The organism is Xanthomarina sp., assembly GCF_035306705.1.
Taxonomy (GTDB): Bacteria; Bacteroidota; Bacteroidia; order Flavobacteriales; family Flavobacteriaceae; genus Xanthomarina.
Map to the genome: position 1 here is coordinate 12431 of NZ_DATGNO010000029.1, position 21819 is coordinate 34249.

General features: G+C 35.7%; 16 protein-coding genes and 1 pseudogene. 11 read left to right on the top strand and 6 right to left on the bottom strand.

The genetic code is table 11. From position 1 onward, the window contains the following. Positions 1-36: 36 nt before the first annotated feature. Positions 37-1590, top strand: coding sequence for an L-aspartate oxidase (gene nadB, locus VKY47_RS02270; RefSeq protein WP_324310021.1), 1554 nt, complete (start codon positions 37-39; stop codon positions 1588-1590). Between the two features lie 3 nt (positions 1591-1593). Here the strand turns inward: nadB and VKY47_RS02275 are convergent, their stop codons facing one another. Beyond that, complete coding sequence (locus VKY47_RS02275; protein WP_324310023.1) at positions 1594-2061, bottom strand: CBS domain-containing protein; 468 nt, start codon at positions 2059-2061, stop codon at positions 1594-1596. 114 nt (positions 2062-2175) lie between these two features. Between VKY47_RS02275 and VKY47_RS02280 the strand changes: the two genes are divergently transcribed. Both VKY47_RS02280 and VKY47_RS02285 read left to right on the top strand, forming a co-directional pair. Continuing rightward, positions 2176-4494, top strand: a complete 2319-nt coding sequence (locus VKY47_RS02280; protein ID WP_324310025.1) for a M28 family peptidase — start codon at positions 2176-2178, stop codon at positions 4492-4494. 78 nt (positions 4495-4572) lie between these two features. After that, on the top strand, positions 4573-5271 hold the full coding sequence (locus tag VKY47_RS02285; protein WP_324310026.1) for a tetratricopeptide repeat protein: 699 nt from the start codon (positions 4573-4575) through the stop codon (positions 5269-5271). Between the two features lie 118 nt (positions 5272-5389). Here VKY47_RS02285 and VKY47_RS02290 read toward each other — a convergent pair whose 3' ends face one another. The 4 genes from VKY47_RS02290 to VKY47_RS02305 form a co-directional block, all read right to left on the bottom strand. Continuing rightward, positions 5390-7954: a T9SS type A sorting domain-containing protein gene (locus tag VKY47_RS02290; RefSeq protein WP_324310028.1), complete on the bottom strand. Its 2565-nt coding sequence runs from the start codon at positions 7952-7954 to the stop codon at positions 5390-5392. 325 nt (positions 7955-8279) lie between these two features. Further along, positions 8280-10115: a T9SS type A sorting domain-containing protein gene (locus VKY47_RS02295; RefSeq protein WP_324310030.1), complete on the bottom strand. Its 1836-nt coding sequence runs from the start codon at positions 10113-10115 to the stop codon at positions 8280-8282. Between the two features lie 393 nt (positions 10116-10508). Further along, a complete protein-coding gene (locus VKY47_RS02300; RefSeq protein WP_324310032.1) occupies positions 10509-12605 on the bottom strand; it encodes a M13 family metallopeptidase in 2097 nt (698 codons plus the stop codon). Between the two features lie 108 nt (positions 12606-12713). Beyond that, entirely contained in the window at positions 12714-13223 is a 510-nt protein-coding gene (locus VKY47_RS02305; protein WP_324310034.1) for a hypothetical protein, read from the bottom strand. A 155-nt stretch (positions 13224-13378) separates the two neighbouring features. Between VKY47_RS02305 and VKY47_RS02310 the strand changes: the two genes are divergently transcribed. Together VKY47_RS02310 and VKY47_RS02315 are read left to right on the top strand one after the other, a co-directional pair. Then, positions 13379-14338 carry an NAD-dependent epimerase/dehydratase family protein gene (locus tag VKY47_RS02310; protein WP_324310035.1) on the top strand — a complete coding sequence of 320 codons (960 nt, stop codon included), beginning with the start codon at positions 13379-13381 and terminating at the stop codon, positions 14336-14338. A gap of 95 nt (positions 14339-14433) precedes the next feature. Then, entirely contained in the window at positions 14434-15036 is a 603-nt protein-coding gene (locus VKY47_RS02315) for a hypothetical protein (protein WP_324310036.1), read from the top strand. Positions 15037-15072: 36 nt separating this feature from the next. On the opposite strand, the gene VKY47_RS02320 is transcribed toward VKY47_RS02315, so the two are convergent. Further along, positions 15073-16323, bottom strand: a complete 1251-nt coding sequence (locus tag VKY47_RS02320) for an NAD(P)/FAD-dependent oxidoreductase (RefSeq protein WP_324310037.1) — start codon at positions 16321-16323, stop codon at positions 15073-15075. Positions 16324-16423: 100 nt separating this feature from the next. On the opposite strand from VKY47_RS02320, the gene flxA reads away from it, so the two are divergent. The 6 genes and pseudogenes from flxA to VKY47_RS02350 all read left to right on the top strand — a co-directional run. Continuing rightward, on the top strand, positions 16424-17950 hold the full coding sequence (gene flxA, locus VKY47_RS02325; protein WP_324310039.1) for a flexirubin biosynthesis tyrosine ammonia-lyase FlxA: 1527 nt from the start codon (positions 16424-16426) through the stop codon (positions 17948-17950). 135 nt (positions 17951-18085) lie between these two features. After that, entirely contained in the window at positions 18086-19213 is a 1128-nt protein-coding gene (locus VKY47_RS02330) for a WG repeat-containing protein (protein WP_324310040.1), read from the top strand. Between the two features lie 45 nt (positions 19214-19258). After that, the gene (gene flxB / locus VKY47_RS02335) at positions 19259-19990 is read left to right on the top strand and encodes a flexirubin biosynthesis SDR family reductase FlxB (protein WP_324310041.1); all 732 of its coding nucleotides are present in this window, start codon (positions 19259-19261) and stop codon (positions 19988-19990) included. A 13-nt stretch (positions 19991-20003) separates the two neighbouring features. Continuing rightward, the gene (locus tag VKY47_RS02340) at positions 20004-21218 is read left to right on the top strand and encodes a beta-ketoacyl-[acyl-carrier-protein] synthase family protein (RefSeq protein ID WP_324310042.1); all 1215 of its coding nucleotides are present in this window, start codon (positions 20004-20006) and stop codon (positions 21216-21218) included. Positions 21219-21228: 10 nt separating this feature from the next. After that, positions 21229-21471 (top strand): acyl carrier protein, encoded by a 243-nt coding sequence (locus tag VKY47_RS02345; RefSeq protein WP_267155865.1) that lies wholly within the window; start codon positions 21229-21231, stop codon positions 21469-21471. 18 nt (positions 21472-21489) lie between these two features. Next, positions 21490-21819: pseudogene (locus tag VKY47_RS02350) on the top strand (LpxL/LpxP family acyltransferase); the annotation flags it as partial.

Genomic DNA, 21819 nt, shown 5'->3' on the forward strand with positions numbered 1-21819 from the left:
TCGCCGTGTCAACGCTATAATTTAGATTAACAAGTCATGACTACAAAAACCCAATTGCTTATTATTGGATCTGGAGTTGCAGGTTTAACTTTAGCTGTAAAATATGCCGAAGCTTTTCCGAAGAAAAAAGTGACCATTGTTACCAAGGGAAATGAGGACGAATCCAATACCAAATATGCCCAAGGTGGCGTAGCCGTTGTTTTAGATGATAAAGTCGATTCCTTTCAAAAGCACATAGAAGACACCTTAATTGCTGGCGATGGCCTATGCGATAAAGCGGTTGTGGACATGGTAATTAACGAAGGTCCAAAACGCTTAAAAGAACTGATGCTTTGGGGCGCACAATTTGATTTGGACCAAACGGGTAATCTCGATTTAGGCAGAGAAGGTGGCCATAGCGAATATCGTGTGGTACATTATAAAGACATTACAGGTTACGAAATTGAGAGAGCCCTATTGGCTCGTGTGCATGAGCTTAAAAACATCACACTTTTAGCGCATCATTTTGCTATAGACTTAATTACCGAACATCAACTTAAACAACCTTCTAACAATATTACTTGTTTTGGGGCTTATGTCCTGAATCAGAACAACGGAGAAATTCTCACCATTCAGGCAAACTCTACTGTTTTAGCTGCTGGTGGCATTGGACGTGTTTACGGTCATACCACCAATCCAACGGTTGCCACAGGAGATGGTATTGCCATGGCTTACAGAGCTAAAGCCCTAATTAAGGATATGGAATTTGTACAGTTTCATCCAACAGCATTATATACCAATCAAGAAGGGTCTGCATTTTTAATTTCGGAAGCCGTGAGAGGTTTTGGCGCTTATTTGCGAACTAAGGATGGCAACAGATTTATGCCAAATTATGATGAACGCGCTGAATTAGCATCGAGAGATATTGTTTCGCAAAGCATCGATAAGGAACTAAAAAAATCTGGAGATTCCTGTGTGTATTTAGATTGTACACATTTGGATTTAGACGCTTTTAAAACCCATTTCCCAAATATTTACCAGACGTGTTTAGAAAATAAAATTGACATAGCCCAAGACTGGATTCCTGTGGTGCCGGCTTCGCATTATTTATGTGGTGGAATTGAAGTTGATACGCATGGAAAAACCTCTATAACTAATTTATTTGCTTGTGGCGAATGCTCTAGAACTGGACTTCATGGCGCCAATAGATTGGCCTCGAATTCTTTGTTGGAAGCTTTGGTTTATGCGCATAATATCTATCAATATCATAGTGAGAATTTTATTTCGGAAGTAAATCGTCAGCTTCCAGAATGGGATGATACCGGCACAAGTATTCCAAAGGAACACATTTTAATACAGCATAATTTAAAGGAATTACAAGCATTGATGCGTGATTATGTTGGAATTGTAAGAAGTAACGACCGCTTGGCGAAAGCCATTATTCATTTGGATGTTATTTATAAGGAAGTTGAAGAACTTTACAGAACCTCTAAAATAACCACCACGCTTTGCGAATTGCGAAACATGGTGAATGTGGCCCATTTAATTATAGGGCAATCTTTAAAAAGAAAGGAAAACAAAGGAGGGTATTTTAATGTGGACCATGTTTAAGGATTATTTCCAATCGTGCCCTTTTAAATTCAAAGCGACTATTAAAATATCTTTCTGACTGATTTGCCCTACCAGCTTACCATCTTCAACAATAGGAAAACGTCTTCTTCTAGACTCTAGAAATTTATTTGCAGCATCTAATACATTCATATTGCCATCTATAGTTTCAACGTTTGTTATCATCCGTTTTTCAACTAAATCATTTTCCATGGGCATGTTGTAATATCTACTTTCGCTAATTTGTTTTAAACAATCTCCTTCAGAGATCATTCCTATCAATTCATTGTTATCATTAACAACAGGACCTCCAGAAATTTTATATTTAATTAAAGTGTCTATAACATCCTCGACAGTTTGCTCTGGTTTAAAGGTAATAAGGTCCTTGGTCATAATGTCTCTTACTTTAAACGGAAACTCTTCAGATGCATCCTGTTGTTGCTTTCTAGCGCCTTGAAAACTCTTTATTGCCATGTTATTTAATTTAAAAATGAATCTTAAATATACTTATTATTAGCGAGTTATCCTAAAAAAGAATTATATGGGATAATTTATCTATTTTTATAAAACTAACTATTCGCATAAATCATGTTTAAAAAAGCAGCTTCCATCCTATTAATTATTGTGGCCATTTATTGGAGTTTTTCGGTTTTATTACCTCGAAACATCTCTACCTTAGATGCTCCAGATAATACTTTTTCGACCCAACGAGCCTTAATTCATTTAAAGGAAATTTCTAAAAACCCACATTACGTTGGAAGTCCAGATCATGAACGGGTTAAAAATTACCTCGTAGAAGCTTTGGAAAACCTAGGCTTAGAAACGCAAATCCAAGAAGATTATGTACTAACCGATTGGGGAACGCTTACAAAACCCAAGAACATTCTTGCACGGATTAAAGGTTCGGATAACTCGAAAGCGTTGATGTTGCTTTCGCATTATGATAGCAAATCGCATGCTTCTTATGGCGCAAGCGATGCAGGCTCGGGAGTTGTCACCATCCTTGAAGGCTTAAGAGCTTATTTGCACGATAGCCTTGCTGGCGGACAGGCAGGAAAAATTCCTAAAAACGATCTTATTATTTTGTTTTCTGATGCTGAAGAGATCGGATTAAATGGCGCTTCATTATTTGTAAATAAGCATCCTTGGGCAAAAGATGTCGGCTTGGTTTTAAACTTTGAAGCTCGTGGAAGTGGTGGTCCAAGCTATATGCTTATGGAAACCAATGGCGGAAACCAGAAGTTAATTTCTGGGTTTAAGGCAGCGCATCCAAACTATCCCGTAGCCAATTCTCTAGCTTATAGTGTTTATAAAAAACTGCCAAACGACACGGATTTAACCCGTTTTAGAGAAGACGGCAATATAGATGGCTTTAATTTTGCTTTTATAGACGACCATTACGACTACCATACTGCTTTAGATACTTACGAAAGATTAGATAGAAACACTTTGGAGCATCAGGGCAGTTATTTGATGCCTTTATTACATTATTTTGCTAATGCCAATTTAACAGATTTAAAAAGCAACAAGGACGACATCTACTTTAATGTTCCTCTATTTAAAATGGTGAGTTATCCGTTTTCTTGGATTACTCCCTTGCTAATTTTAGCATTTTTAGCATTTATTGCCTTGGTGTTTTATGGCATGAGCAAAAGAACTTTAAATTTTAAGGAAATAGGAAAAGGAACCCTTACTTTTTTAGCAGCCTTGATAATTAATGGTGTTCTCGGATTTTTAGGCTGGAAATTCCTCTTGGTTATTTATCCAGACTATACGGAAATGCTTCATGGCTTTACCTACAATGGCCACAGCTATATTTGGATGTTTTCTTTGTTAGCACTTGGAATTTGTTTCTGGTTCTATCATAAAATTTACAAACCAGAAAACACAGCTAGTTTATTGGTTGGGCCTATTTTTATCTGGTTTCTTATTTGTGTGCTTATAGCATTCCTACTTCCTGGAGCTAGCTTTTTTATTATCCCGGTGTTCTTTGGTTTAGTCAGTTTGTTTGTTTTGGTCAGACAAAAACAACCCAACTTTTTGTTAATGATACTTTTAGTTTTACCCGTTTTAACCATCATGTCGCCTTTTGTTCAAATGTTTCCTGTTGGTTTGGGCTTGAAATTATTAATGGCTTCTTCGGTATTGGTTACACTCATTTTCGGCTTGTCAATTTCTATTTTCGGGTCTTATCAACACAAAAACAAATGGGCCTACCTTTTGTTTTTTATTACAGGAGTTTTCTTTATTTCAGCGCACTTAAAGGCTAGTTTTAATGACGAGCGTCCAAAACCAAATAGTCTGGTTTATTATTTTGACACAGACAGCAATGAAGCCTTGTGGACTACTTACGACAACATCCTGGACCCTTGGACCAAAGCTTATTTGTCGGACAAACCAGACAGCAACCACGCCATAACAAAAACCACTTTTGCCAGTAAATATAACACCGGGTTTAGTTTTAGTAAAAAAGCAGAAATCAAACCTATAAAACAGCCTTATATCGATATTAAAAAGGATACCATTATTGGTAACAAAAGACATATTAAAATGTTTATTTCACCCCAACGTCTCGTGAACAAAATGGATATTTTTGTTGATTCCACAACGGTATTTAATTCATTTATTGTAAACGGCCTAGACATGAAAAAAGATGAAAATGGACTCGTATTCTCAAATAGAAGCTCTAGTAGGCTGTTTGAGTATTATGTGGTTGACGATAAATTTCTAGAATTGGAATTTACCGTTCCAAAAGCCCAAAAAATCCGTCTTACTTATTACGAATCCTCTTTCGATCTTTTAAATAATGAATTATTTGACGTTCCTGAAAGACCAAAAAGCATGATTCCGAAACCTTTTGTTCTAAATGATGCCGTTATGCTTAAAAAAACTATTGTTTTAGATTGAAATTTTACAAACAATTAGCATGTCTTTAAGAAAATAAACCGTGATTTTTTATAGTTTTGAAAGCAAAAACAACATTTCATGAAAAAAATCATCCTTTTAGTGTGCATAGCCATGAGTTTTAGTCTAAGTGCCCAAAACAACCAAGAGCTGTTAAAACACTTCGAAGCTTATTATAATCAAATGAAAGTTCAAGGAGACATTCAGGGCGTTATTAATGGATTGACACATTTAAACATTTTAGAACCATCAGAAGCGAAACAAGATACCTTGGCATTTTTATATATGAACGACGGTAAATTTGTACAAGCTTTAAATGTGATAGGAGTTGATTTATATGCAACAGATTCTGATATGGCTGTTGAAATTAAAGCCGTTTCCCTTAAGTCTATAAATCAGACAAAGTTAGCCTTAAAACAGTTTGAAGAATTATTTAGAAGAACCCCAGGTGTATCCATTGCTTATGAATTGGCCGAACTTTATATTCAAGAGCAAAATTTAGCTGAAGCTTCCAAAAAAGTAGAATACGGCTTGCTCCACGTGAAAGACGATATGAAAAAGACCTATTATGAAGCGCGACAACCTTATCAAGTACCTTTAAAAGCGGGGTTTCTATATTTAAAAGGCATCATAACATTTAACGAAAACAAGGATGCAAATATTGATGCTGCTGTTTCTTACTTGGAACAAGCATTAGCCATAGCTCCAAATTTTAATTTAGCCTTTGCCAGCAGATCGGCTTTACTAGGACAAAAAGAGCAGCCAGAAAAAACAGATTAATTTCATCTTTCGCGTCGACTATAATTTAAAGAAACATAAAAAAACCGTCTCAAAAAGAGACGGTTTTTTATTTATAAAGCATATTTAATGATGCTTTTATTTTCAATTAGTTAGGTGATTATTTCTTTACTAATCTGTATGTCTGTGTTTCACCAGCATGTTTTAGTGTTACCAAATACATACCAGATGTTAAATCATCATTTACAGAAACCATTACTTTGCTGTCATTTACAAATAAGTTGTTGTTGAAAATTTGTCTTCCAGCCATATCCGTAATATTCACAGCTACTTGCTCACCGTTTAATTTTGGTGCGTGGATGTAGAATGTACCATTGTTTATTGGATTTGGATATAAACGTGTTTCAGACAACATATTAAAGTCATTAACGCTCAATGCACCAATAATTTCAATGGTGTAATCTTCTGTTTCCCCATAAAATTGACCTTCATCGCAAGCCATGTCCCAAGTAGCGGTAGTAGCTCCTACTGCTGCCACACGAACTCTCATTGTGTATTCCCCATTAGCTAAACCTGTAGGAATAGAAATATCCCCAGTTAAAACTTGAGCGCTTCCTGTTCCAATATAGAAAAATTCATCTTGATCAAAAGATCCATTTTGGTTAAAATCAATCCAAACAGAAACTGATTCATTAGAGAACCCATCTCCTACGGTTACTGAAATTTCATAAGTATCACCAGATAAAACGGAACCAACCATACTTGTAAAATCTCCATATCCATTAGGGCTACACGTAGTGGTATTATCAATTTCTTCGAAAGTAACATTTAGAATATTATCTCCATCAGTACAATCTAATGCTGGCGTACAATAAAGCAATACAGCCGAAGTTGCAAAGGTTGCCACCGTGGAATAGGAAGTCTCGCTTGATAAAGTACAAGAAACTTCTAATCTCCATTCGGTATCAATTCCCGCTTGAGAAGAGGCTGTTGCCGTATATGCAGCGTAATGATCTTCAAGAGCTCCTTCATTTATCCAACCTGCTCCATCAGTATTTGATTGCCATTGAAATGTTAATCCATTACCAGAAGAATAGCCTGTAGCAGAAACGGTATAAATGGAATCAATATTCCCTATTTCAGGATTTACGGTTACTACACCGCCATCAGGTGTACCCGAACAATCCATTGCTTGGTTTACTAGAACTGTATAATCCTCAACTTCTCCATAACTAAAGCTTCCACAAGGCGCTGGCGTACTTTGATTCCAAACAACCTTAACTCGCATACGCGTATTTCCTAGTTCTGCATTTGCAGGAACAGTAATATCCATTGTAAATGGTCCATTGTTACTAGTAGATGAAGCAAGCGTATAAACTTCTCCTGCATCATCCAAGGTTCCATTTTGGTTCCAGTCCATAAAGACATAAATAGAATCACTTCCATCCGCATTTATTGTTACTGAAATTTGATTAACAGCACCTTGCACTACAGTAGCTACTTGAGCCGTGAAATCGTTATATCCCATATGGCTGGTCGTTGTATTATTAATACCTGCATACGTAACATTTGAGATGTTTTCATAAGTAGTACTATTACCTACCCCATCACAATAAGTAATTGCTACAGTAAAAGTAGCTATACCAGAATAAGCTGTATCCGCTGTAGCTACACAAGTTGAAGCCAATCTCCACTCAACCTGATCCCCAATTTGAGTAGGAGCTGTTGCTGTATAAGCTTCATTTTCCGTAGTAGCCGCACCTTCATCTATCCAGCCCGCACCATTGGTATTGGACTGCCATTGAAAAGAAATTCCAGGTGCTCCTGAAACCCCTTGAGCCGACACATTATAAGTAGCACTAGGACTTCCAGATACTGGATTAACCATTGCAACTCCTGCATCAGGCATTCCATTACAGTCTGGTAACAACCCACCGTACACGGTAAAGGTAAGTGCATTAAAATCTGTACTACCCGTAAGGACATTCAAATCAACCCAACTTTCATTTGAGCCAAATAAGGCTTGAGGATCAGATAGTTTTGGTAATGAACCGTTTATATCGTCAGAGGCAGTCCAATTAAATCGTGGTGGCGAATCAGCTAAATTTGCGTTAATCTTACCAGCAATAATTACCCAATAAGTACCTGCACCTAAAGTAAGCGCATTTCCTAAAGCTTCTTCAACATCTATAGTAACAATATAAGTAGGTGCAAACCCCTCTATTACCACTTTTTCATAGGATAGACCAGCCTCAGGGCCATTAACTTCATCCCAGTTTAGATCCAGTTCAAGTAGAGCCGCAGTCCCTCCACTAGGGTAACCCGCAGGCTCTCCTCCAGCATCTGCATATACATAAAGTTGAAAACCGGCTAAAACTGGTTCGATACCTGTACTTCCGGTACCACCAAATCCTTGAAATTTAAATAGGTGTATATCTTCTTCAGCTTGTAACACAAAATCATCAGCGGAGTATGCCCCACTGTTTGCGGGTACATAATAATCCGATACTATTCCGTTTCCACCCGCACCTTCAGTTTGTTGGAAAATAATAGCATTATTGTCACCGGGTGCACGGTAAAGACTCCCTGGGCTATTACCCGAAATCAGAGTAGCACCATCCGTTGCTTGGTGCGCTCGCAGCTGCAAATTTGTTTGTGCATTAGCTGGAATCCACATAAGCGTAGAAGCCAGGGTTGCTAAAAATAGCATTGTAATTTTCTTCATAATAAATACTTTTTAAATTAAATTGATTAATACTAGCTTTTTAAAACACAGCCTCAATCCTATTACATTTTTTTAGTCAACTCCTTCAAAAACGCAAAAAAGCACCCCGTTAAAATGAGTGCTTTCTATATAGCACTGAGAAATGTCCTACTAAATTAACAAAGTTTTAGTCAACACCAAAATTTACCTGTTAAAATCAGGTATTTATAGGATTGTATTTCATCTCTGGATTCGAATAAAATTTTAAACAAAAAAACCGTCTCACATTGAGACGGTTTTTTATTTCAGAAAAATATTTAATTAGGCTTTCTTCAATTAGCCATAATTATTTCTTAACTAATCTGTATGTCTGTGCTTCGCCCGCATGTTTCAGTGTTACTAAATACACACCAGAAGTCATCGTGTTTTTTACAGAAACGGTTACTTTGTTATCTGAGCAATCCAAAGTATTGTTAAAAATCTGTCTTCCAGCCATGTCTGAAATACTCACTTCCACGCGCTCTCCATTCAAATTAGGTGCTTGAACATAGAACGTATCACCATTTATTGGATTAGGGAACAAGCGCGAACCTGCTAACATGTTGTTATCCTTAATACCTACTGTTGAATCGGAAACGTTTATTGTATAATCTTCAGCTTGTCCATATCCAGCAGTATTACATGGTCCTGGCACTGAACTGAATTTTTTCATAACTCGCATACGTGTATCGCCTAACATGGCCGTTGCTGGCACTGTAATGAAGCCCTGAGATGAAATTGCGTCTTGTCCAGTAGAGTTTATAAAACTAGGAAGTGAATACATCTCAACAGAACCAGTTGAATTATCAAAAATTCCATCTTGGTTCCAATCGATATAAACCACAATTCTTGCGGTAAAATTTCCATCCGTGTTCCCTTTAATTTCAATAGGGTAAGAATTCCCTAATTCTACAGAAGCAGTTTGAGCAGTAAAATCTTCTAAAGCCGGCGTGCCATTAATTACAGCACTTGTTGTGTTTTCTATACCTGCAAAACTTACATGTGTTATTGGTTCTACATTGCTAGGAAAATTCACTGTACAATAAGTAATTGCTACAGTAAAAGTAGCTATACCAGAATAAGCAGTATCTGCTGTAGCTACACAAGTTGAAGCCAATCTCCACTCAACCTGATCCCCAATTTGAGTAGGAGCTGTTGCTGTATAAGCTCCATATACCATAGTAGCAGCTCCTTGGTCTATCCAGCCTGCACCATTGTTATTGGACTGCCATTGAAAAGAAATTCCAGGTGCTCCTGAAAATCCTTGAGCCGACACATTATAAGTAGCACTTGGGCTTCCAGATACTGGATTAACCGTTGCGACTCCTGCATCAGGCATTCCATTACAATCTGGTAACAATGCACCGTACACGGTAAAGGTAAGTGCATTAAAATTTGTACTACTAGTAAGGACATTTAAATCAATCCAACTTTCATTTGACCCAAATAAGGCCTGAGGATCAGACAACTTAGGTAAAGCACCGTTTGCATCAAGAGAACTACTCCAGGCAAATCGTGTCGAAGATGTAGGGCCATTAATTTTAGCGGCTATAACCACCCAATAGTTTCCTGCCGCCAAGGTAAGAACATTTCCTATAGCTGCTTCAATATCAAAAGTTACAATGTAAACAGGAAAAAATCCGGTTTCTTCTACTTTTTCATATGATAGACCCGCATCAGGACCATTAACAGCATCCCAGTTGAGATCTAATTCAAGTATGGCCGGATTGGGACCGCTAGGGTAACCCGCTGGCGCTCCTCCTGTATCTGCATAGACAAAAAGTTGGAAACCGCCCAAAACCGGCTCTAGTCCTGCTGTAGCATTTCCGAATCCTCTAAATTGCATTAGGTGTATATCCGTTTCTGCATTTAAGGAGAAATCATCAGCAGAGTAAGCTCCAGAGTTTATAGGTATATAATAATCTGATACAATTCCATTTCCACCACCTTCTGTTTGTTCAAAAATAACGACGTTATTGTCGCCGGGTCCTCGATAATGGTTTGCTGAATTATTATCTAATTTCATAGTGCCACCATTAGTTGCATGTTTCGTCGAAAGTTGCAAATTGGTTTGTGAATTAGCTGGAATCCACATAAGCGTAGAAGCCAGGGTTGCTAAAAATAGCATTGTAATTTTCTTCATAATAAATACTTTTTAAATTAAATTGATTAATAATTGCTTTTTAAAACCACTCCCAATCCTATAGATCATTTTAAAATGCAAAAAAACACCCAGCCAAAGCGAGTGCTTTATATATAATATTGAGAATTGTCTATCTAAATTAACAAAGTTCCAATCAATATCAAAAATAAATTGTTAAATAATAAAGCAATTCTTCTAAACCACTAATAAAAGCATCAAACAACCTAATAAGAATAATATTTGATCGACAATGAGACCATCTTTAGCAGAAACATCTACCATATAAAATCCATATTTTAAAAAACACTGTTCGGAAAGGTTTCTTACCTAAAACAAAAAAAGCCAGCAGTAATTGCTGGCTTTTTTTAATTAATAAAATTTTAGATTAGAATATTACCAGATTTTAACACGTTTTTCAGGAGCTAAATACATTTTATCTTCTTCTACAATATTAAAAGCTTCATAAAAAGTATCGATATTTTGTAGAGGCATAACTGCACGATACATTCCTGGAGCATGCGTATCTGTTTTAATTTGGTTTCTTAAAGCATCTTCGGTGTATTTGGTTCTCCACACTGTAGCCCAGCTCATAAAGAAACGTTGCTCTGGAGTAAAACCATCAATATTCTCTGGTCTGCCATTTTCGGCTAAATAAAGCTGAAGGCCATCATAAGCAGCATTCACTCCACCAAGATCTCCAATGTTTTCTCCTAAAGTAAATTCACCATTTAACTTTACATCTGGAAGGGCATTTACTTCGCTATATTGCGCAGAAAGTTCTTTCCCTAAGGCTGTAAATTGTTCTAAATCGGATTCTGTCCACCAGTTGTTTAAATTCCCATCTGCATCGTATCGAGAACCGGAATCGTCGAAACAATGAGAGATTTCATGACCGATTACCGCACCAATTCCACCATAATTTACAGCTTCGTCTGCTTGGAAATTATAAAATGGAGGCTGTAAAATAGCTGCTGGAAATACAATCTCGTTGTAAGGAGGCATAAAATAGGCATTTACAATTTGAGGTGCCATAAGCCATTCTGTTTTATCAACAGGTTTTCCTAATTTATCTAAATCTTCTTTAAATCTCCATTCAGAAACATGGTTCATATTTTCGAAGTACGATCCACCTTCTGCTACATTTTTAACTTCTAATCCTGAATAGTCTTTCCATTTATCTGGATAGGCTATTTTAACGCTCATTTTATGAAGTTTCTCTATCGCCTTTTCTTTAGTTTCAGGAGTCATCCAATCTAAATTTTGGATTCTATTTTCGAAAGCAATCATGATGTTTTTAATCATATTCTCTGCTTTCTCTTTCGCTTCTGGAGGAAACATTTTATCCACATATAATTTTCCTAAAGCTTCTCCAACAGTTCCATTTAAAGTGTTTAATGCACGCTCTTCTCTTGGTCTTTGTTCTTTAGATCCTGTTAAATCTCTACCGTAAAACTCCCAATTGGCGGTTTCCATGTCGGTAGTTAATTGACTTGCAGCACCCCTAACAAGCGTCCAGTTTAAATAGTCTTTCCAAACTTGAACTTTGTTTTCTTTTAATAATTTATCCAAGGCTTTAAAATATCCAGGATCGGAAACGATAATGGTATCTAAACTAGCCACTCCAATTCCATCAAAATAGGCTTTCCAATCTATAGAAGGCGTCATTTTGTTTAAATCTTCCATAGATTTTGGATTAAAGCGTTTTCTAGGATCTCTTCTTTCTTCTTTCGTCATTCTAGGCTCGGCCATACGGGTTTCAAAAGCCAGGATTTCATTTGCTTTAGCTTCCGCACTTGTTTTATCTTCACCTATATATTGCAGCATTCTGGCAATATGTGAACGGTATTTTTCGCGTTTATCCTTGGTATCTTCGTCTTGATCTACATAATAATCTCTACTTAAACCTAAAGAACCACCGCCTAAATAAGCCGTGTTTAAATTACTGTCCTTGGGATGAGCGCCAACTCCAAATCCAAAAAATCCTGCACTACCTTGTGGCTCCATTTCAATGAGATAAGCTTGTAAGTCGTTCAGGTTTTTAATATCATTAATTTTTGTCAAATAAGGTTTTAATGGATCGATACCAAAGTTATCTCTAGAAACCGTGTCCATAATAGTTTGGAAAATTTCCACGGCTTTTTCTTGATCAGAACCTGGAAGCACATTAATTTTATCCATATCCTTATTTTCGGACATGGCCGATTTTAATATAGCTAAGGCATCCGCATCTGTTTTTTTACGAAGCTCGTCGAAACTTCCCCATCTGGTTCTGTCTGCTGGAATTTCGTTGGTTTTTAACCAAGTTCCATTTACGTAATTAAAAAAATCTTGATTTGGTTCTACAGACGTATCCATATAATCTAGATTAATTCCTGGAATTTTTTCAATTTCTACTTGTGCCATATCTTTCTTGGAATCGTCTTTACAGGCTACTAAGCCAGCAAAAGCTACAACAGCATAAAGGGATAGCTTTAAAAAATTTTTGTTCATAGGGTTAAGGTTAAATTTTTAAATGTGAAATTTACTAATAAATAAGAGTGATCTATAGAGCTGTTAAAATATTAACAAAAACTTAAGACTTAATAACTTATATGATTTTTAAGGTTTTATAATTTTTTGGGACTCTCTTTCCAACTTCTTGTTCATTTGAAGGTTTAAATTGGAAAATGATACCAAAACTTCCTTAATATGGCTTATCATGGCATCTGAACTCGTATTCGAGAGGTTTACAACGCTTTCCAATTTGTACAATTTAGTTTCTAAAGCAATCAATCTGGACATAACGCTCGGCGAGTTTAATTCCTCGGGGACATTCTTTTTTAAATCGTTTATCAGGCTCTCTAAAATTTTATGGTTTTCTTTAAAATAAGAGATATTGGCTTGTTTTAAATTTGAAATCACTCTTTCTAGTTCGTTATATTTTACCCAGTTTTTTGTAAACACCTTTACCTTAGAGTCTGCTAAATATTCGGTGAAGTTCAATTTTTGGATTTGCTCTTTAGACAGGCTAGGCAAGTTTGAATCTTGTTCTATATTATTTGTGTTTTCTTCGGTATTTCCGCAAGAAAGCAAACAAATAAACAAATAAAAACTAATAACTATTTTCATATTGAAATAATAAAGAACAGCAAATATATAGATTTCGGTTTTTTATATGCAACTGTTTAGCACTTGTTTAATAATTAAGATACTTTTTTAAGTTAATTTTATAAGTCGTGAGCAAAAATCTTATTATTTTTGAATATTACAAAACCATCAACAAAATGAATCCTAAAATATTAATTATTGGTGCTTGCGGTCAGATAGGATCTGAGTTAACACATAAGTTAAGAAGCATTCACGGAAAAGAAAATGTGATTGCTAGCGATATAAGCTACAACAATCTGGACGTAGTAAATTCTGGAGTTTTCGAGATTTTAGACGCTCAGGATTATACATCCGTAAAAATATGTATAGATAAACACCGAATTAATACTGTTTATTTAATGGCTGCCATGCTGAGTGCCACTGGAGAGAAATATCCAATGAAAGCATGGAATTTAAATATGGATTCCTTATTTCATGTTTTAAATTTAGCCAAAGAAGGTTTTATAAAAAAACTTTTTTGGCCATCAAGTATTGCCGTATTTGGACCCACAACACCTAAAGAAAACACGCCTCAATATACCATTATGGAACCTTCAACGGTATATGGAATGACCAAGCAAGTAGGAGAACGTTGGTGCGAATATTACAACAAACAATATAATGTGGACGTAAGAAGTGTACGTTATCCAGGAATTATCAGTTGGAAAACTATGCCTGGAGGAGGCACCACAGATTATGCTGTAGAAATTTATCACAAAGCTATAGAAGATAATAAATACGAATGTTTCCTTACTAAAGAAACCGAACTTCCAATGATGTTTATGGACGACGCGATTAAAGCGACCATAGATATTATGGATGCCAAACCAGAAACCCTAAAAATTAGATCTTCCTATAATTTATCTGCCATAAGCTTTACTCCAGAAGACATAACAGAATCCATACAAAAACATCTTCCCGATTTCAAGATTTCTTATAAACCAGATTTTAGACAAAAAATTGCGGATACATGGCCTAATAGTATAGACGACTCTAGAGCTCGTGAAGACTGGAATTGGAAACACAGCTTTTCTTTGGATGATATTACTAAAGAAATGCTAACTAATTTAAAGCAATTAAAGGAAGAAACTGCCTAAATTATATTTGCTGATATAAAAATACGTCATTCATCTTATGTTATTTTAAATGAAGTTATATTACATTAGTCGTCAAAATCATTTAAAAACTTAACATGAAAAAACTATTACTATTTACATTATTAATTTCTAGCTCTGTTGTATTTTCTCAAAAAGAAAAAGTCACAAAAGGAGATTGGTCAGCTTTAAAAGGTGTTTCTGAATTCAATCTTGTCTTTGACTATTCTAACTTAGAAATTCCAAAATTTGATTCTGAAGAAGCTTTTTTAGAAGATAAAATGGCTAAACGTGACGAAAAAGAACCTGGAACAGGTGAGAATTTTAAAGAATCTTGGTTTTCAGATAGAGAAGAATACTACGAGCCGCGATTTATTGAAACTTTTAATGAAAGGTATAAAGATGGTCTTGTAAAAGTTGACAGAGATTTAGGAAGTGCTGAATACACGATGAACGTTCACACAACTATGATGTATCCAGGATACAACGTTGGGGTCATGAGACAAAATTCTAAAATTGAAGTTACCATAAGTGTCTACAAGAACGACAGCCCTAACGACATTCTTTTTTCTGCAGATTACACAAAAATTCAAGGTGCTGGAAGTGGCGGCTTCGATTATAATTCTGGACAAAGAATTGCAGATGCCTATATTATTTTTGCTAGAGCTCTTGTAAAAGACTGGTATAAAAACACCAAATAATTTTACTTCAAAATACAATTTATAAAAAAAGCGAGATTAATTAGTCTCGCTTTTTTCATTTTCCATATCTATTAAATGCGCCAAAGTCTTCACTATTCTATCATGTTTTGTTACAAATGGGTTGGTCTCATCCCAAACATACCCAGCTAAAACCGCACATATCTGACGTTTTACTTCAGGATTTTCAGGTCTGTGGAAAAATAGCGTTTGTAAATTTCCGGTGTACCATTCCTTCACATAAGTTGCAAAAACAGCTACTCCAGATTTTATATAATCGGAATAATCTGTTTCCCAATCTACCTTTTCACCTTGTAATTCTTTCGTAATTAATTTAGCAGACAGCAAAGCGGATTCTGTAGCAAAAGTAACTCCCGAAGAAAATACGGGATCTAAAAACTCGGCGCTATTTCCTGTTAAGGCAAAGCCTTTTCCGTATAACTGCTTAACGGATTTTGAATAGTTTTTAATATTTATTGGGTCGAATAAAAATTCAATTCCTTTAAAACGGTCATAATAATAATCGGATAGCTTCAACATTTCTTGCATCCGTTCTGTGGTACTGCCTTTAAAGGAGTCCAAATACTCTGTTTTACCAACAAACCCTAAACTGGTATTGCCATTAGAAAATGGAATCACCCAAAACCAAGTGTCTTTATCCAAAACATCAAAAGTAATCATGGTGCCTTCCTCACCTTGTGCTCTATTAACGTCTTTTACATGTGTAAACAAAGACGAATGGTCAGGCAGTGCTGAAGGTTTGTCTAAATCCAATAATCTAGGTAACACACGTCCGTAACCACTTGAGTCTATTATATACTTGGCATAAATACTATAAGTGTTCCCATTTTCATCTTTTATGGTGGTTTTAGAAGAACCATCCTCCGCTATATTAACGTCAACCACTTCATGGTTAAAAGAGACATCCACGCCTTTCTTAATAATTTCCTTTGCCAGAATATGGTCAAAATCGGCTCTTGGTACTTGCCAGGTCCAATCCCAACCCTTGGTGTGTTTGTCGCTAAAATCGAAATTACAAACCACATCGCCCCTTAAAAATCGAGCTCCTGGTTTTAATTCAAAATTGGCTGCTTTCAAACAATCTAAAAGGCCAACTTCCTCAAAATGATCCATACATCTTGGCAATAAGCTCTCGCCTATCACAAATCTAGGGAACACACTTTTTTCAACCACTTTTATTTTTAATCCTTGACTGTTTAAATAGGATGCAGCCACGCAACCAGATGGTCCAGCACCAATTATTAAAACATCAACTTGTATATCACTCATAGTCTTTAGTGTATTAATAAATAATTATTATAAATTTGCAGTCCAAAATAACTATTTTAGTTTGAAATATTAAAATATAAAATTACTGAATAATTTATAGATGCTAACATTTAACGGAACATTAGAAGTAAAAGATTTTTATAAAGTTATTTTCGAAAATAACAAAATAAAAATAGACAATGAGGTATACAAGACCGTTGAAGCTAGCTTCCAGTTTTTAAAATCATTTTCTGAAGACAAGGTAATTTATGGGGTTAACACGGGATTTGGTCCCATGGCCCAATACAAGATTAAGGATTCTGAACGCATTCAACTTCAATATAATTTAATTAGAAGTCACGCCTCTGGAACTGGACAACCCATAGCTCCTATGTATGTAAAAGCGGCTATGCTGGCCAGATTAAACACCTTATCCTTAGGAAATTCTGGAGTACACAAATCTGTTATTGAATTAATGACAGAACTTATAAACCAAGACATAACTCCGTTAATTTATGAACATGGTGGCGTTGGCGCTAGTGGCGATTTGGTGCAATTGGCCCATTTAGCTCTCGTGTTGATTGGTGAAGGTGAAGTGTTTTATAAAGGTGAAAGACAAGCTACGCAAGAGGTGTTTAAAGCCTTAAACCTAAAGCCTATTTCTGTAGAATTACGTGAAGGTTTGGCCCTAATGAACGGCACCTCGGTTATGACAGGAATTGGGATGGTAAACACCATTTACACAAGAAGATTATTGGATTGGATGACTTCATGTTCGGCCGCTATTAATGAAATTGTAAAGGCTTATGACGATCATTTATCCTTTGAATTAAACCAATCAAAAAAACATGCTGGCCAACGAAAAATTGCCGAAGCCATGCGTGAGCATTTAAAAGACAGCAAGTTAACCAGAAAAAGAGAACATCATTTATATTCTAAAAATGATGAGGTTGATGTTTTCGAAGATAAAGTTCAAGAATACTATTCCTTACGCTGTGTTCCACAAATTCTAGGTCCTGTTTTAGACACCTTAAACAGCACAGAAGATATTTTAATAAAAGAAGTGAATTCTGCAAACGACAATCCTATTGTCGATGTTAAAAAGAAACATGTGTATCACGGTGGGAATTTCCATGGAGATTATGTGTCCTTGGAAATGGATAAATTAAAAATGGTAGTAACAAAATTAAGCATGCTTTCTGAAAGACAACTTAACTACTTACTTAACTCCAGATTAAACAACATGCTTCCTCCCTTTGTTAATCTTGGAAAATTAGGATTAAACTTCGGGATGCAAGGCGTGCAATTTACCGCCACCTCTACAACCGCCGAAAACCAAATGCTCTCTAACCCCATGTATGTTCATAGCATTCCAAACAATAACGACAATCAAGATATTGTTAGTATGGGAACCAATGCGGCTTTAATTACTAAAAAAGTTATAGAAAACGCTTTTGAAGTGGTTGCCATAGAAATTATAACCATTGTACAGGCTATAGAATATTTAAAAGTTCAAGATAAAGTATCCTCGAAAACCAAAAAGCTGTACGATGAAATTAGAGATTTAGTTCCTATCTTTACAGAAGACGCTATTATGTACCCTTATGTTAACCTTGTAAAAGATTTTATCATTAACAATAGAACATAAATTTCAAATATTAATATGAAATGGACATTATCAAATAAAAATCATTGAAAATCAATAGATTAACCTTAGTTCTGCATCCTATTTACAAAAACGCAAAACTTGATATGGCTTCATTTTTAGAAAAATCTTAAAAACATGAAAACAAAAATGCTATTTATCGCCATGCTTTTTTTAGGCATGCAATTTCACGCTCAAGAATTGGCTCTTGCTAGTCAAAAAGGAAAATTTGGATATATCACCAAAACTGGAGATTGGAAAATTGAACCTACTTTTAAAGTGGCCAAGAATTTCTCCGAAGATTTAGCCGAAGCTTCTAATAATGGCAAGGACTGGGGTTTTATCAATCGCAAAGGCGAATGGGTCATTCAACCTGTTTTTAATAAAACAAAAGAATTCAATTCTGGAATTGCTGTTGTATTAAAAGATAAAGAGTGGATTTTCATCAACACCAAAGGAGAACCAGTACTAACTAATGTAAGTACGGATAAAATTTACGACTTTAAGGATGGTTATGCCATAATTAGACAAGGGGATCTAGTAGGATTTATGAATACCAAAGGTGAAATTGTAGTACCTGTAAAGTTTAAAAAAGCCTTTAATTTTGAAAATGGCTACGCCAAAGTTTTAGAAAATGATAAATGGGGATTGGTAGATCCATCTGGAAACTATTTTGTAAAGACAGAGTATGATGGCGTTAGCAATTATTACAATGGCAATGTTGTTGCAAATCTTGGCAGTGATTATGGGTTGATAATTAAAAAAGAATTCAAAGTAGTTCCTGGAGCTGAAAAAATATGGGATTTCTCAAATAGTCCAAAATTAACCTACGCTAAAAAAGATGGTAAAATGGGCTATATTAACAGTCAAGGAGAATGGGTTATAGAACCAACCTATGATAAAGCACGTGCTTTTGTAGATGGCTTAGCCCCTGTTATGAAAGACAAAAATTGGGGGTATATTAATGCCAAAGGAGAAACAGTTATTCCTTTTGAATACAAAGATGCCGAAATATTTAGTGAAGATGGTTTAGCTCCTGTAAAATCATCAAAATTATGGGGTTTTGTAAATAAAGAAGGGAAATTGGTCATTGCAGATAATTATGAAATTACTGCTGGTGGATTTTCAATTTTTGAAAAAAACAACCTTAAAGGGTTTAAGAATGGTGTAGCAAGAGTAAAGGAAAAGAAATCTTGGGTATATATCAATACCAAAGGAGAAGTTATTAAAGACTTACGCTTTGATAACTTAGAGCTTTTCAATTAACAAGCCACTCCAAACTAAACGAAACTAAACAATACCTGCAAGCAGATGAAATGTGCCTTAATAACTGGTGGATCTAGAGGGATTGGCAAAGCTATTTGTATTCAATTAGCTATAGATACCGATTACCATATTCTAATCAATTACAATAGCAATCAAGCAGCAGCGCTCGAAACATTGAAAGCTGTGGAAGCCGAAGGAAATACAGGAGAGATTCTTCAGTTTAATGTTGCGGATGCCGAACAAGTAAAATCTACTTTGGACATCTGGCAAGACAACAACAAAGATGCTATTATTGAAGTTATTGTAAACAATGCGGGAATTACTAAAGATGGGCTTTTTATGTGGATGCCTCCAAGCGATTGGCATGATGTAATAAACACTTCCTTAAACGGTTTCTTTAACGTAACCAACCATCTTATTCAGAAAATGTTACGAAACAGATATGGTCGTATTATAAATGTGGCCTCTGTTTCTGGTGTAAAAGGAACTGCAGGACAAACAAATTATTCAGCTGCAAAAGGTGCTTTGGTGGCTGCAACAAAAGCGTTAGCACAAGAAGTTGCAAAGCGCAAAATAACCGTAAATGCTGTGGCACCTGGTTTTATAAAATCGGATATGACAGCCGAATTAAATGAGACCGAATTAAAAAACTTAATCCCAATCAACCGGTTTGGAGAACCAGAAGAAGTAGCTTATGCTGTATCGTTTTTAGCTTCTAGAAAAGCTTCGTATATTACGGGCGAAGTTATTAATATCAATGGAGGAATTTACTCGTAAATTAAATTAGAGGATGAGGAGAGTTGTGATATCAGGAATGGGAATTTATTCTTGTATTGGAGAGAATTTAGAAGAAGTAAAAGAATCTTTATATCAAGGAAAATCTGGAATAGTAATAGATCCAGAACGTGTGGAGTTTGGTTATCGGTCGCCATTAACTGGCATGGTAAAAGCTCCTAATTTAAAGGATTTATTATCTAGAAGACAACGTATAAGCTTAGGTGAAGAAGGCGAATATGCCTATATTGCTACCTTAGAGGCTTTAAAAAATGCTAAAATTTCGCAAGAATTTTTAGACGCGCACGAATTTGGAATCCTTTACGGAAACGACAGTACCGCCAAATCCATTATAGAGTCCAACGATACGATTAGAGAAAAAAAAGACACCACACTTGTGGGTTCTGGAGCTATTTTTAGAGGAATGAATTCTTCGGTTACCATGAATCTATCGACCATTTTTAAACTAAAAGGCATCAATTTCACCATTAGTGCAGCCTGTGCCAGTGGCTCCCATTCTATTGGAATGGCGTATCAGTTAATAAAAAGTGGCTTACAAGACTACATTATTTGTGGTGGTGCCCAAGAAATAAACAAATTAGCCATGGGAAGTTTTGATGGCTTAGGTGTGTTTTCAAAAAACATGGAACATCCAGAACAAGCCTGCAGACCATTCGATGTAAATAGAGATGGTCTGGTACCAAGTGGCGGAGCAGCGACTCTCATTTTAGAAACCTACGAATCTGCCATGGCCAGAGGTGCTACTATTTATGGTGAAGTTATTGGCTATGGATTTTCATCTAATGGAGACCATATTTCAACACCCAATGTCGATGGGCCTGCAAGAGCTATGAAAATGGCTATCAACCAAGCTAAAATTCATCCAAAAGACATTCAATATGTAAATGCTCATGCTACTTCTACTCCAGTTGGAGATGCCAATGAAGCTAAAGCTATTTTTGAGGTTTTTGGTGAAAATGGCCCCTATGTAAGTTCCACCAAATCCATGACTGGCCACGAGTGCTGGATGGCGGGAGCAAGCGAAGTGTTATATTCTGTTCTGATGATGCAAAACGATTTTATTGCACCAAATATTAATTTAGATGAACCAGACGAAGCCGCATCAAAATTAAACTTAGTTAAGAAAACGTTAAACAAAAAATTTGATGTATTTTTGTCCAATTCTTTTGGATTTGGAGGGACAAATTCAGCCTTAATAATTAAAAAATAATAATGTAATAATGAATAAAGAAGTTATTATTGAAAAAATAAACGACTTTCTTATCGACGAATTTGAAGTTGAAAGTGAAGATATTTCACCAGAAGCTAATTTAAAAGAAACTCTCGAATTAGATAGTTTGGACTTTGTTGACCTAGTGGTTGCAGTAGAGTCTAACTTTGGCGTTAAATTGGTTGGAGAAGATTTTGTAAACGTAAAATCCTTAAGTGATTTCTACACGCTTATTGAAAATAAACTGGTCTAAGTATTAGACATTAAAATTATGGCTGCAGAATGGCAAGGTAAATCCAAGGGAACCGTTCTAGGATATAAAATCTTCGTATTTTCCATGAAGAAAGTTGGAATGGGTGCAGCTTATTTTATACTGTATTTCGTTGCCACTTACTTTTGCTTTTTTTCTAGAGAAAGCACAAAGTCTATTTATTATTATCTCAGACATCGACTAAAATACTCCAAGACCAAAAGTCTTATTAATGTCTTTAAAAGCTATTATGTGTTTGGACAAACCATTTTAGACAAGATTGCTATTTCTTCAAACTTAAGCCATAAATTTACTTATGAATCGGATGGAGTTCATTTTATAAACGAGACT

Excerpts from the sequence above, each read along its gene's own strand:
- VKY47_RS02295 (WP_324310030.1), bottom strand. The coding sequence starts at position 10,115 with ATGAAGAAAATTACAATGCTATTTTTAGCAACCCTGGCTTCTACGCTT.
- VKY47_RS02305 (WP_324310034.1), bottom strand. The coding sequence starts at position 13,223 with ATGAAAATAGTTATTAGTTTTTATTTGTTTATTTGTTTGCTTTCTTGC.
- VKY47_RS02330 (WP_324310040.1), top strand. The coding sequence starts at position 18,086 with ATGAAAACAAAAATGCTATTTATCGCCATGCTTTTTTTAGGCATGCAA.
- VKY47_RS02320 (WP_324310037.1), bottom strand. The coding sequence starts at position 16,323 with ATGAGTGATATACAAGTTGATGTTTTAATAATTGGTGCTGGACCATCT.
- VKY47_RS02310 (WP_324310035.1), top strand. The coding sequence starts at position 13,379 with ATGAATCCTAAAATATTAATTATTGGTGCTTGCGGTCAGATAGGATCT.
- VKY47_RS02285 (WP_324310026.1), top strand. The coding sequence starts at position 4,573 with ATGAAAAAAATCATCCTTTTAGTGTGCATAGCCATGAGTTTTAGTCTA.
- VKY47_RS02345 (WP_267155865.1), top strand. The coding sequence starts at position 21,229 with ATGAATAAAGAAGTTATTATTGAAAAAATAAACGACTTTCTTATCGAC.
- flxB (WP_324310041.1), top strand. The coding sequence starts at position 19,259 with ATGAAATGTGCCTTAATAACTGGTGGATCTAGAGGGATTGGCAAAGCT.
- VKY47_RS02290 (WP_324310028.1), bottom strand. The coding sequence starts at position 7,954 with ATGAAGAAAATTACAATGCTATTTTTAGCAACCCTGGCTTCTACGCTT.
- VKY47_RS02315 (WP_324310036.1), top strand. The coding sequence starts at position 14,434 with ATGAAAAAACTATTACTATTTACATTATTAATTTCTAGCTCTGTTGTA.
- VKY47_RS02280 (WP_324310025.1), top strand. The coding sequence starts at position 2,176 with ATGTTTAAAAAAGCAGCTTCCATCCTATTAATTATTGTGGCCATTTAT.
- flxA (WP_324310039.1), top strand. The coding sequence starts at position 16,424 with ATGCTAACATTTAACGGAACATTAGAAGTAAAAGATTTTTATAAAGTT.
- VKY47_RS02300 (WP_324310032.1), bottom strand. The coding sequence starts at position 12,605 with ATGAACAAAAATTTTTTAAAGCTATCCCTTTATGCTGTTGTAGCTTTT.
- VKY47_RS02340 (WP_324310042.1), top strand. The coding sequence starts at position 20,004 with ATGAGGAGAGTTGTGATATCAGGAATGGGAATTTATTCTTGTATTGGA.
- VKY47_RS02275 (WP_324310023.1), bottom strand. The coding sequence starts at position 2,061 with ATGGCAATAAAGAGTTTTCAAGGCGCTAGAAAGCAACAACAGGATGCA.
- nadB (WP_324310021.1), top strand. The coding sequence starts at position 37 with ATGACTACAAAAACCCAATTGCTTATTATTGGATCTGGAGTTGCAGGT.